The organism is Stutzerimonas azotifigens DSM 17556 (assembly GCF_000425625.1).
In the GTDB taxonomy this organism is placed as follows: domain Bacteria; phylum Pseudomonadota; class Gammaproteobacteria; order Pseudomonadales; family Pseudomonadaceae; genus Stutzerimonas; species Stutzerimonas azotifigens.
In genome coordinates, this window is sequence record NZ_KE384418.1 from 21,201 (window position 1) to 33,585 (window position 12,385).

Here is a 12,385-nt window from a genome sequence, read left to right on the forward strand (position 1 = left end):
ATTCGGTGAGCACCCTTTGCTTTCGTGGGAGGCCCGCCCTCGGGGCGATGCTCTGCAGGAGCGGTCTGACCGCGACGACTCTGGGTGGCGAATCGTTAGCGGTCGAGACCCACGAGGCGGGGAGCGATGGCCGCCTAACGCTCGATCATCTCGCGCACGCGCTGGGCCAGGGTCTCGATGGCGAAGGGCTTGGTCAGCATTTCCATGCCCGGCTCGAGGAAGCCGCTGGCCAGGGTGGCGTTCTCGGCATAGCCGGTGATGAACAGCACCTTCAGCTCCGGACGATCCAGGCGTGCCTGATCGGCCAGCTGGCGGCCGTTCATGCCGGGCAGGCCCATGTCGGTGATCAGCAGGTCGATGCCGTTGCGGCTATGCAGCAGTTGCAGGCCGTCGGGGCCGTCGGCCGCCTCCAGCGTGCGGTAGCCGAGGTCGCGCAGGACTTCGACGATCAGGTCGCGCACCACCGGCTCGTCCTCGACAACCAGCACCGTTTCGCCTTCCTCGGTGCGGTGTGCATCGTTGAGGCCTGCCAGTTGCTGGTCGTCTTCAGCCTCGCCATACGCGCGCGGCAGGTACAACTTGACCGTCGAGCCCTGGCCGACCTCCGAGTAGATGCGCGCGTGGCCCTCGGACTGCTGGGCGAAGCCGTAGATCATCGACAGCCCGAGGCCGGTGCCCTGGCCCACCGGCTTGGTGGTGAAGAAGGGGTCGAAGGCGCGCTCGATCACCTGCGGCGCCATGCCGGTGCCGGTGTCGGTCACGGCGATGCACACGTACTGGCCGGGCTTGAGGTGGTGGAAGCGCGCGGTGTAGGTGCGATCTAGATGGGTGTTGCAGGTCTCGATGGTGAGCTTGCCGCCGGCGGACATGGCATCGCGGGCGTTGATCGCCAGGTTGAGGATGGCGCTCTCTAGCTGGTTGGGATCGCACAGCGTCAGCCACAGGCCGCCGGCGGTCACCAGTTCCAGATCGATGCTCTCGCCCAGGGTGCGGCGCAGCAGCTCCTCCATCGACACCACCATCCGGTTGGCGTCCACCGGCTTGGGCGCCAGCGGTTGGCGACGGGCGAAGGCGAGCAGGCGGTGGGTCAGCGCCCCGGCGCGGGTAGCCGAGGCCATGGCCGCATGGTGATAGCGCTCGACGGCGTCGAAACGCCCTTGGGCGATGCGTATCTGCATCATGTCCAGCGAGCCGATGATGCCGGTCAGCAGGTTGTTGAAATCGTGGGCGATGCCACCGGTGAGCTGGCCGACCGCTTCCATCTTCTGCGCCTGGCGCAGCGCTTCCTCGGCCAGCTGCAGCGCCTGGGCCTGCTCCTTTTCGGCGTTGATGTCGCGACCCACGGCGTGGATCAGCCCGTCCTCCGGCACGGCGATCCAGGACAGCCAGCGGTAGCTGCCGTCCTTGTGCCGGCAGCGGTTTTCCAGGCGCAGCGTGGTCTTTCCGGTCGTCAGGTCCTCGACCTCGGCGCGGGTGTGGTCCAGGTCGTCCGGATGGATGAATTCGTAGAACCGATGGCCCAGCAGTTCGTGCTCCTCCCAGCCGAGCAGGTGCTGCCAGGCCGGGTTGACCGCGTTGATGGTGCCGTCGAACCGCGCCACCAGCATCATCGCGGCGGAGAGCCGCCACATCCGGTCGCGGTCGGCAGTGCGTTCGGCGACCTGGGCCTCCAGCGTCTCGTTCAGGGTGCGCAGCGCCTGCTCGGCCTCCAGGCGCTTGAGCACCGCGCCGGCCGAACGGGTCATGGCCTCGATGATGGCGATTTCATCGTCGGTCGCGGGGTGCGGCCTCGACCAGCGCAGTCCTATGGCGGCGATCGATTCGCCATCGCTGACGATCGGCACCATCACCAGGCCGCGCACGGTATTGGCATCGTAGAGCTCCGGGACGGCCCTGGGGTCCTGGCTCACGTCGGTGATGGCGATGGTCCGTTGGGTGTGCATCGCCTGCCCGGAGAGGCAGTCGCGCATCGCGATGCGCCGCCCGGTCCAGAGCGGGGTCGGACTGATTTCCTCGACGCAGTGGCACATCTCGCCCTCGCGCAGTACCAGCGCCACGCCGTCGGCCCCGGCGAGCCTGGCGCCGGCCTCCGCGAGAATGCCGATCAGCTCCTTCAGCGAGTGGGCCGAGGGCGTCCGCTCGATCGCCTCGGAAAGGATCTGCAGCCGCTCGTTGCGCAGGTTGGCCAGGGCTTCGACCTCCTTGCGCTGTTCGATCTCCAGTTGCGAGGCGCGGAACAGCCGCGCGTTGTCGATGGCGATCGCCGCCTGCCCGGCGATGCCGATCAGCAGATGCTCGTGTTCCTCGTTGAACATGCCCGGCGCTTCGTGCCCGAACAGCAGGCCGCCGAGCACTTCGCCGGAACGCGACATCACCGGCACCGCCAGGTAGCTGCGCACCGGCAGATGGCCCTCGGGCATGCCGCGATGGGGCGCGTTGCGGCCATAGCGTGGGTCGCGGGTGATGTCGTCCGAGCGCATCACCCCGAGGCCCTTGAAGGTCTGGCTGAACACCGCGGTGTTGCGCGGCATGGGGAATTTCGAGAAGGCCTCGCGGGCCACGCCGGAGAGGGCGTAGAGCATGTAGCTCTCGCCCGCCTGGTCGATCACGTTGTAGAAGAAGGCGCCGAACTGCGCGCCGGTCAGCGCCACGGCGGCGTCGGTGGCCTCCTGCACCAGCTTGTCGAGGTCCAGTTCGGCGGCCAGGCGCGTGCCGACCCGGTTGAGGATGCGCAGCCGGTTGGTTTCCAGGCGCAGGGCCTCCTGCGCGGCGCGGTGGCTGGAGATGTCGATGTGCGCGCCGATCCAGGAGCTGACCCGGCCTTGGGCGTCGAACTGCGGCGTGGAGCTGATCGAGAACAGCCCCCAGGAGCCGTCGCGCCGGCGCACGCGACATTCCACCCGGTAGGCGCGGCGCTCCTTGATGGCCGCCAGCCAGCCGTCCATCGCCGCCTGGATGTCGCCCGGATGCAGGGCCTGGGTCCAACCCCAGCCCTTGTACTGCTCGAAGGTCTGCCCGGTCAGCGCCTCCCAGCCCGGCTGCCGGGTGCTGACCTCGCCGTTGGCCTCGGTGGTCCAGACGATCGACTCGATCGACTCCTCGGCGGCCTGCACATGCGCCTCGTGGGGCTGCGCGGGGGCCGGGCCCCGCCGGCTGTGGGTGATGTCCTGGGCGATGCAGATGATCCGCTCCGGCTCGCCTTCGCCGCCCAGGCAGGGCACCACCTGGACGTCCCACCAGCGGGGGATGCCGCTGGCGGTCGGCGCCAGCCCCTGGAAGCGCCCGATCCCGCCCTTGGCTGCACGGGCCAGGGCCTGCTGTGCATCGTGGCGGTCCTGGCCGGACCACCAGTCGGCCCATTGCTGGTCGACGTAGCGGGAGAAGTCGTCGACCTCCATGATGCGCTTGCAGCCTTCGCTCATGTATTTGAGCCGGCCATCGAGGCTGAGCACGATCAGCCCGCTGCTCAGCGCGTCCGGTACGCGCCAGCCGGTGGCGCTCTGCTCGCGCGTCAGCTGGATGGCCAGGTACTGTTCGGTGCGGTCGCGCAGAATCTTGAGAAACCCGATGATTTCGCCGGACGGCATCGTGAGCGGCTGCATTTCGCCCAGCGCCCAGAACTGCGAGCCGTCGCGGCGCTCGTGCCAGCGCTCGTCGGCGGCCCGGCGCTCGGCCAGGGCCATTTCCCGCTCCTCCTGCGGGCGGCCGGAGGCGCGGTCTTCTGGTGTGACGAACAGGTCGGCCGGCTGGCCGAGCACTTCGTCCTGCCGCCAGCCGAGCAGGCGGCAGGCACCCTCGTTCCAGAACGTGATCCGGCCTTCCATGTCCGTGGCGATGATGCCGTAGTCCTGAGCGCTTTCGAGGATGGCCGAGAGCAACGCCTCGTTGTCCAGCGGCAGGCGGGTCTCGGGCGACGGCGTTTCACGGGTGTCTTTCAAAACGGACCTATCTCATGGAGTGCGCGTCGACAGCGGAACGGGCGGGGGCGCTCCCCGGGTTGTCTTGGTGTGACGTCCCCCCGGCAGCCCCGGTTCCAGCGAGACGTCATCGGGCGCCGCGACGAACACCCGTACACGCAGGTTCCCTGTGGCAGGCGCGCCCTTCATGGCGTCCTGGAAAAAAAGCACGGTAGCGCCCCTGTGCCCTTGGCTGGCTGGGGCCGCGGGGCTCTCCTCATCCGGCCCTGCGGGCCACCTTCTCCCGGGGGAAGGGAAAAGCGGAGCTGTGGGAGCGGTCTCGACCGCGAACGGACCTGCACGACGCCGAGGCCAGCGACTTCTCTCCTCCAGAATGGGCCGGGGGCAGCGGCGGAGCCGGCGGCACGCTCCGGGGCGCGTCGGCTTCGTCTATCGGTCAGCCGCGGTAATAGCGCTGCGGCACGAAGGGCGTCCTGGCGACCTTCATCGCCACCTGCTTGCCGCGCACCACCGCCCAGACCTCGCTGTCCGGCGCCGCGCTTCCGCTGGCCAGGTAACCCATGGCCACCGGCGCGCCCAGCGTCGGGCCGAAGCCGCCGCTGGTGACCTCGCCGAGCGGATTGCCCTCGGCATCGACGATGAGCGCGCCTTCGCGCACCGGCACGCGCTCCTGCGGCAGCAGGCCGACACGCTTGCGCGCCACGCCGTCGCGCTGCTGGGCGAACACCCGCTCGGCGCCGGGGAAGCCGCCGGCCCGCGCGCCGTCGGCGCGGCGTACCCTGGAGATGGCCCACAGCAGGCTGGCCTCGACCGGCGTGGTGGCGGTGCTCATGTCGTGGCCGTAGAGGCACAGGCCGGCTTCCAGGCGCAGCGAGTCGCGCGCGCCCAGGCCGATCGGCTGGACCTCCGGTTGTGCCAGCAGCTGGCGGGCGAGCGTTTCGGCCGCGGCCACCGGCACGGAAATTTCGAAGCCGTCCTCGCCGGTGTAGCCCGAACGGCTGACGATGCAGTCGATGCCGGCGACCTGGACCCGGCGAATCTGCATGAAGGTCATGCCGCTCACCTCCGGCGCCAGGCGGGCCAGGGCGTCGGCCGCCTTCGGGCCCTGCAGGGCGAGCAGCGCGCGGTCGTCGAACAGGCTCTCGATGGCGCAGCGGCTGCCGATGTGGCGCTGCAGGTGCGCCAGGTCCTGCTCCTTGCAGGCGGCGTTGACCACCAGGAACAGGGTGTCGTCGCCGAGGTTGGCGACCATCAGGTCGTCGAGGATGCCGCCGTTGTCGTCGGTGAACAGCGCGTAGCGCTGCAGGCCCAGCGGCAGGTCGAGGATGTCCACCGGCACCAGGGTTTCCAGCGCGGCGGCGGCGTCCGGGCCGCGCAGCAGGATCTGGCCCATGTGCGAGACGTCGAACAGCCCGGCCTGGTCGCGGGTGTGCAGGTGTTCCTTGAGCACGCCGAGCGGGTACTGCACCGGCATGTCGTAGCCGGCGAACGGCACCATGCGCGCGCCCAGCTCGAGATGCAGGGCGTGCAGCGGGGTCTTGGCGAGGGTTTCGGTGGTCATGTGGGCTCCTTGGAAGAAGGCTGGAGGTAAGAGGCTGGAGGCTGGACGAGGTGTGGCCGCAACGCCTTCACCTGCTGCCTCGGCCTTGGTTGTGTTGTCCTGTCAGGTACGGGTTTGTCTGCGAGCCGGTACCTCATTGTTCGCGACCAAGGTCGCTCCTACGGTTGGGGTGGGGTCAGAGCCCGCGGGAGGTTGGCCATGGCCCGGCGGCGAGGTCGCCTGCCGTCCAGCCTTCCAGCCTTCCAGCCCGCTTTCCTCAACATTCGATGACATTCACCGCCAGCCCTCCGCGGGCGGTCTCCTTGTACTTGCTCTTCATGTCCGCGCCGGTCTGGCGCATGGTGCGGATCACCTTGTCCAGTGAGACGAAGTGCTCGCCGTCGCCGCGCAGGGCCATGCGCGCGGCGTTGATCGCCTTCACCGAGCCCATGGCGTTGCGCTCGATGCAGGGTACCTGGACCAGGCCGCCGATGGGGTCGCAGGTCAGCCCGAGGTTGTGCTCCATGCCGATCTCGGCGGCGTTCTCGACCTGCTGCGGGGTGCCGCCGAGCACTTCGCAGAGCGCCCCGGCGGCCATCGAGCAGGCGACGCCGACCTCGCCCTGGCAACCGACCTCGGCGCCGGAAATCGAGGCGTTTTCCTTGTACAGGATGCCGATCGCCGCGGCGGTGAGCAGGAAGCGCACCACGCCGTCGTCGCTGGCGCCGGGAACGAAGCGGCTGTAGTAGTGCAGCACCGCCGGGACGATGCCGGCCGCGCCGTTGGTAGGGGCGGTGACCACGCGGCCGCCGCTGGCGTTTTCCTCGTTCACCGCCAGCGCGTAGAGGTTCACCCAGTCGAGCACGCTGAGCGTGTCGCGCAGGCTGGCCTCCGGGTTCGCGCTCAGTTGGCGGTACAGCCCGGCGGCGCGGCGCCTGACCTTCAGCCCGCCGGGCATGATGCCCTCGTTGCGGCAGCCGGCGGCCACGCAGTCCTGCATCACCTGCCAGATCTTCAGCAGGCCGTCGCGGGTCTCGGCCTCCGGGCGCCAGGCGGCCTCGTTGGCGAGCATCACCTGGCTGATCGACAGGCCCTGCGTGGCGCAATGCGCCAGCAGCTCACGCGCGGTGCGGAACGGGTAGGGCAGGGGCGTACGGTCCTCGACGATGCGGTCGGCCCCGGCCGCCTGCTCGTCGACCACGAAGCCGCCGCCGACCGAATAGTACTCGCGGGCGCGCAGCTGCAGCCCGGCTGCGTCGAAGGCGCGGAAGACCATGCCGTTGGGGTGGAAGTCCAGCGCCTTGCGGACGAAGGTGAGGTGTTCCTTCTCGACGAAGCGGATCGGCTTCTCACCGAGCAGGCGCAGTTCGTTGCTGCCACGGATGCGTTCGAGCCGCGCGGGGATGGAGGCGGTGTCGACCCGATCCGGCTGCTCACCCTCCAGGCCCAGCAGCACCGCCTTGTCGCTACCGTGGCCCTTGCCGGTGGCGCCGAGCGAGCCGTAGAGCTCCACCCGCACGCCCTCGGTGCCGGCGAGCAGGCCGTCGCGCGCCAGCCCCTCGACGAAGCGCGCGGCGGCGCGCATCGGGCCGACCGTGTGTGAACTGGATGGGCCGATGCCGATCTTGAACAGGTCGAAGACGCTCAGTGACATGCGTGGCTCCCCTGGGGGCGAGAACGGCTCCACTGCGCGGGACGCAGTACAGCCGCAGGCTCTGTTCAGCGTAGACCCGTCGGCCGGTGCGCCGATCTACGATCGGCGCACCGGCCGACGAGAAGGCTTAGCGCGGTACGCCGGCCAGGGTTTCGCGGGCCTTGCGCTCGGCGAAGTAGTCGTTGGTGAGCTTGACTACCACGGGGCTGAGCAGCAGCAGCGAAACCAGGTTGGGAAGCGCCATCAGGCCGTTGAGGGTATCGGCCACCAGCCAGGCGAAGTCGAGCTGGGCGATGGCGCCGAAGGGCACGGCGAGCACCCAGATCACGCGGAACGGCCAGATCGCCCGGGTGCCGACCATGAATTCCCAGCACTTCTCGCCGAAGTAGCTCCAGCCGAGGATGGTGGTGAAGGCGAAGATCACCAGCGCCAGGGTCAGGACGATGCCGCCGAAGCCCGGCATGGCCGATTCGAAGGCCGCGGCGGTCAGCGCCGCGCCACTCTCGCCGCCGGTCCAGACGCCCGAGCAGATGATCGCCAGGCCGGTCATCGAGCAGATGATGATGGTGTCGATGAAGGTCCCGAGCATGCCGATCAGGCCCGAGCGCACCGGGCTGGAGCTGGTGCCGGCGGCCTGGGCGATGCCGGCGGTGCCCAGGCCCGCCTCGTTGGAGAAGATGCCGCGGGCGACGCCGAAGCGGATCGCCGCCATCACCGCCGCGCCGGCGAAGCCGCCGGTGGCCGCGACCGGGTTGAAGGCCGATTCGAAGATCAGCGCGAACGCGCCGGGAATGGCCTCGAGGTTGACGACCAGCACCATCGCGGCGGCGAGGATGTAGGCCACGCACATGAAGGGCACCAGCGCCGAGGCGACCTTGCCGATGCGCTGGATACCGCCGAGGATCACCAGCCCGACGATGGCCATCGACACCACCCCGGTGACCCACATCGGCACCCCGAAGGTGGTGTCCATGGCGTGCGCCATGCTGTTGACCTGCACCATGTTGCCGATGCCGAACCCGGCCAGGCCGCCGAACAGCGCGAAGGCGCCGCCGAGCCACAGCCACTTTTTGCCCAGGCCGTTCTTGATCGCGTACATCGGCCCGCCGACGTGCTCGCCGCGGTCGTCCTTCTCGCGGTAGTGCACCGCCAGCACCACTTCGCAGTACTTGGTGGCCATGCCCACCAGCGCGGTGCACCACATCCAGAACAGCGCGCCGGGGCCGCCGAGGAAGATGGCAGTGGCGACGCCGGCGATATTGCCGGTGCCGACGGTGGCGGCCAGGCAGGTCATCAGCGCCTGGAACGGGCTGATCTCGCCTTCGGCGCCGGCGTCCTTGGCCCGGCCCTGCCACATCAGGGCGAAACCGGAGGGGATGTTGCGCCAGGGCATGAACTTCAGCGCGACCATGAGGAACAGGCCGGTGCCGAGGATCAGCACCAGGATGGGCGGCCCCCAGACCAGCCCGTTGACTTGGTTGACCAGCGTGTTGAGCGATTCCATGTCGTCTCCGTTTTTTCTGGTTATGGGTTACGGCAGCGATGTTCGAGGGGCCCGGTGAACCGGAGCCGGGGCACGCCGCCCGCGGCCCGGGGCGCGGGCGAACGGCATTGTTGTTGTGTGGGGCCGGCGCGGGCCGGCCCGGACGCTCAGGCGTCCTGGTAGGCCTCGATCGAGGGACAGGCGCAGACCAGGTTGCGGTCGCCGAAGACGTTGTCGACCCGCCCGACCGGCGGCCAGTACTTGGCTTCCACCTGGGCCCGGGTCGGGTACGCGGCCTGCTCGCGGCCGTAGCCGTGCGTCCATTCGCCGGCCAGCTGGCGGGCGGTGTGCGGCGCGTGCCTGAGCGGGTTGTCGGCGCGGTCCAGCTCGCCGCGCTCGATCGCGCGGATTTCCTCGCGGATGGCGATCATCGCCTCGCAGAAGCGCTCCAGCTCGGCCAGCGATTCGCTCTCGGTGGGCTCGATCATCAGCGTGCCGGCCACCGGGAAGGACATGGTCGGGGCGTGGAAGCCGTAGTCGATCAGGCGCTTGGCGACGTCCTCGACGCTGATCCCGGCGCTGTCCTTGAGCGGGCGCAGGTCGAGGATGCACTCGTGGGCGACCAGCCCGCGCTCGCCGCTGTAGAGCACCGGGTAGTGCTCTTCCAGGCGCCGGGCGATGTAGTTGGCGTTGAGGATGGCGACCTGCGAGGCGCGCCTGAGGCCCTCGCCGCCCATCATCTTCATGTACATCCAGGTGATCGGCAGGATGCTGGCGCTGCCGTAGGGCGCGGCGCAGACCGCGCCCTCCTGGCGCAGCATGCGCCCGTGGCCCGGCAGGAAGGGCGCCAGGTGCGCCTTGACGCCGATCGGGCCGACGCCCGGGCCGCCGCCGCCGTGGGGGATGCAGAAGGTCTTGTGCAGGTTCAGGTGCGAGACGTCGCCGCCGAACCGGCCCGGCGCGCAGAGGCCGACCATGGCGTTGAGGTTGGCGCCGTCGATGTACACCTGGCCGCCGTGGGCATGGACGATGTCGCAGATCTCGCGCACGCCTTCCTCGAACACGCCGTGGGTCGAGGGGTAGGTGATCATCAGCGCCGACAGCCGCGCGCCGTGCTCCTCGGCCTTGGCGCGCAGGTCGTCGAGGTCGACGTTGCCGCGGGCGTCGCAGGCCACCACCACCACGCGCATGCCGGCCATCTGTGCGGTCGCCGGGTTGGTGCCGTGGGCCGAGGCCGGGATCAGGCAGACATCGCGCTCGCCCTCTCCGCGGCTCCGGTGGTAGGCGCGGATGGCCAGCAGGCCGGCGTACTCGCCCTGCGAGCCGGCGTTGGGCTGCAGCGACAGGGCGTCGTAGCCGGTGGCGCTGCACAGCATGGCTTCCAGGTCGCTGGTCAGCTGGCGGTAGCCGAGGCTCTGCTCGGCCGGGGCGAAGGGGTGCAGGTTGCCGAACTCGGCCCAGGTCACCGGGATCATCTCGCTGGCGGCGTTGAGCTTCATGGTGCAGGAGCCCAGCGGGATCATCGCACGGTCCAGCGCCAGGTCCTTGTCGGCGAGCTTGCGCAGGTAGCGCATCAGCTCGGTCTCGCTGTGGTAGCGGTTGAACACCGGGTGCTGGAGGAAGCGCGACTGGCGCAGCAGCGGCGCCGGCAGGGCGTCGGCGGTGCCGGCGGCCAGGCTGTCGAAGTCCGGCAGGGCGCGGCCGGGCTCGGCGAACAGGGTCCACAGCGCCTGCACCTGGGCCGGGGTGGTGGTCTCGTCGAGCGACAGGCCGAGGTGCGCGTCGTCGATCTCGCGCAGGTTGATGCCCAGCGCGCGGGCCGCCTCGTGGATCGCCGCGGTGCGCTCGCCGGTGGCCAGCGTCAGGGTGTCGAAGAAGTGCAGCTGCTGCGGGGCGAAGCCGAGCTGGGCCAGGCCGTCGGCGAGCACCGCGGTGAGCCGGTGCACGCGCCGGGCGATGGCGGTCAGGCCCTGCGGGCCGTGGTAGACGGCGTACATGCTGGCGATGTTGGCCAGCAGCACCTGCGCGGTGCAGATGTTGCTGGTGGCCTTCTCGCGGCGGATGTGCTGTTCGCGGGTCTGCATCGCCAGGCGCAGCGCCGGTTCGCCGTGGGCGTCGACCGACAGGCCGACCAGGCGGCCGGGCATGTCGCGCTTGTAGGCGTCGAGCGTGGCGAAGTAGGCGGCGTGCGGGCCGCCGAAGCCGAGCGGCACGCCGAAGCGCTGGGCGGTGCCGATGGCGACGTCGGCGCCGAATTCGCCGGGCGGGGCGAGCAGGGTCAGTGCCAGCAGGTCGGCGGCCACCGCCACCAGTGCCTGGCTGGCGTGGAAGCGCTCGACCAGCGCCCGGTAGTCGTGGATGTCGCCGTCGGTGGCGGGGTACTGCAGCAGGGCGCCGAAGAAGGGCGCGGTGTCTTCCAGCTGCAGCTCGTCGCCGATCACCACCTCGATGCCCAGCGGCTCGGCGCGGGTCGTCAGTACGTCCAGGGTTTGCGGGTGGCAGTGCCGCGAGGCGAAGAAGCGCTGGCTGGCCTTGTTCTTCGACACCCGCTTGCAGAAGGCCATCGCCTCGGCGGCGGCGGTGGCCTCGTCGAGCAGCGAGGCGTTGGCGATCGGCAGGCCGGTGAGGTCGCTGATCAGCGTCTGGAAGTTCAGCAGCGCTTCCAGGCGGCCCTGGGAGATTTCCGGCTGGTAGGGCGTGTAGGCGGTGTACCAGGCCGGGTTCTCCAGCAGGTTGCGCAGGATCGGCGCCGGCGTATGGGTGCCGTAGTAGCCCTGGCCGATGTAGCTGGTGAAGGTGCGGTTCTGCGCGGCGATGGCTTTCAACCGGGCCAGCGCCTCGGCCTCGCCGAGCCCGGCCGGCAGGTCGAGCGTGCTGGTGCCCCTGATGCCGGCGGGGATGACGGCGTCGGTCAGCGCGTCGAGCGAGTCGTAGCCGAGCAGCTCGAGCATGCGGCGCTGTTCGGCCTCGGTCGGGCCGATGTGGCGGGCGATGAATTCGTTGGCGGTGGTCAGCGAGGTGTGGGTCATGCGGAATCCTCAGGCGTCGGCGGTGGCGCGCAGCAGGCGGTCGTAGGCGTTCTGGTCGAGCAACGCGGCCAGCGCGGCGGCATCGTCCGGGCGGAAGCGGAAGAACCAGCCGGCGTCGAGGGAAGAGGCGTTGACCAGCTCCGGGCGGCCGATCAGCTCGGCATTCACCTCGATCACCTCGCCGGCCAGCGGCATGAGGATGTTGCTGGCGGCCTTCACCGATTCCAGCACCGCCACCTCGTCGCCGGGCGCGTAGGTGCCCGGTTCCGGCAGCTGCACGTAGACCACGTCGCCCAGCGCATCCTGCGCATAGGGGGTGATGCCGACGGTGACCAGGCCGTCATCGTCCTGACGCAGCCATTCGTGATCGACGGTGAAGCGCAACTCGCTCATGGAAACTCCTGCTGTGACCCGTTTGGGAAGGCGGCCGAGGCCGCGCGAATGGCGGACAGCGGAGCAAAGGGGGTGCCAGCTCTTTTTAAAATCTTTGTTAATCAATGAGTTGTATAAGAGGCAAGCTCACACCATACGACTGTTTGTATCGAAAACGATACAGTCCTGTACGGAACCCCTGAAGCGCTGGCGATGCGCTCGCCTGTATTCGTTCCGATACGACGTATAGAAATCGATACAGTTAGTGCCCGAAAACGAGGCTCTCTCTGGCGTGTGTGGGCAGAAACGGGGCATTGGCTGTTCCCATCGGTGACAACCGCGCCCTCGGGGGCGTGCCGTTCGCTTGACCGAGGCGGGCCTGTATTCGCC

At 69.5% G+C, this 12,385-nt stretch carries 6 protein-coding genes; all 6 read right to left on the reverse strand.

What is annotated here, in order from left to right; all coding sequences use genetic code 11:
• Positions 1–134: 134 nt before the first annotated feature.
• The 6 genes from H610_RS0119960 to gcvH all read right to left on the reverse strand — a co-directional run bounded on the left by H610_RS0119960 (position 135) and on the right by gcvH (position 12,016).
• Complete coding sequence (locus H610_RS0119960) at positions 135–3,938, reverse strand: PAS domain S-box protein (RefSeq protein WP_084166512.1); 3,804 nt, start codon at positions 3,936–3,938, stop codon at positions 135–137.
• A gap of 415 nt (positions 3,939–4,353) precedes the next feature.
• Positions 4,354–5,478, reverse strand: coding sequence for a glycine cleavage system aminomethyltransferase GcvT (gcvT, locus tag H610_RS0119965; RefSeq protein ID WP_028241311.1), 1,125 nt, complete (start codon positions 5,476–5,478; stop codon positions 4,354–4,356).
• A gap of 256 nt (positions 5,479–5,734) precedes the next feature.
• Positions 5,735–7,111 (reverse strand): L-serine ammonia-lyase, encoded by a 1,377-nt coding sequence (locus H610_RS0119970; RefSeq protein ID WP_028241312.1) that lies wholly within the window; start codon positions 7,109–7,111, stop codon positions 5,735–5,737.
• A 127-nt stretch (positions 7,112–7,238) separates the two neighbouring features.
• Positions 7,239–8,615 carry an alanine/glycine:cation symporter family protein gene (locus H610_RS0119975; RefSeq protein WP_028241313.1) on the reverse strand — a complete coding sequence of 459 codons (1,377 nt, stop codon included), beginning with the start codon at positions 8,613–8,615 and terminating at the stop codon, positions 7,239–7,241.
• A gap of 146 nt (positions 8,616–8,761) precedes the next feature.
• Positions 8,762–11,623 carry an aminomethyl-transferring glycine dehydrogenase gene (gcvP, locus tag H610_RS0119980; RefSeq protein ID WP_028241314.1) on the reverse strand — a complete coding sequence of 954 codons (2,862 nt, stop codon included), beginning with the start codon at positions 11,621–11,623 and terminating at the stop codon, positions 8,762–8,764.
• Between the two features lie 9 nt (positions 11,624–11,632).
• Positions 11,633–12,016: a glycine cleavage system protein GcvH gene (gene gcvH, locus H610_RS0119985; protein ID WP_028241315.1), complete on the reverse strand. Its 384-nt coding sequence runs from the start codon at positions 12,014–12,016 to the stop codon at positions 11,633–11,635.
• Positions 12,017–12,385: the final 369 nt, after the last annotated feature.

Coding starts and splice junctions, on each gene's coding strand:
- gcvT (WP_028241311.1), bottom strand. CDS start 5,478: ATGACCACCGAAACCCTCGCCAAGACCCCGCTGCACGCCCTGCATCTC.
- H610_RS0119970 (WP_028241312.1), bottom strand. CDS start 7,111: ATGTCACTGAGCGTCTTCGACCTGTTCAAGATCGGCATCGGCCCATCC.
- H610_RS0119975 (WP_028241313.1), bottom strand. CDS start 8,615: ATGGAATCGCTCAACACGCTGGTCAACCAAGTCAACGGGCTGGTCTGG.
- gcvP (WP_028241314.1), bottom strand. CDS start 11,623: ATGACCCACACCTCGCTGACCACCGCCAACGAATTCATCGCCCGCCAC.
- gcvH (WP_028241315.1), bottom strand. CDS start 12,016: ATGAGCGAGTTGCGCTTCACCGTCGATCACGAATGGCTGCGTCAGGAC.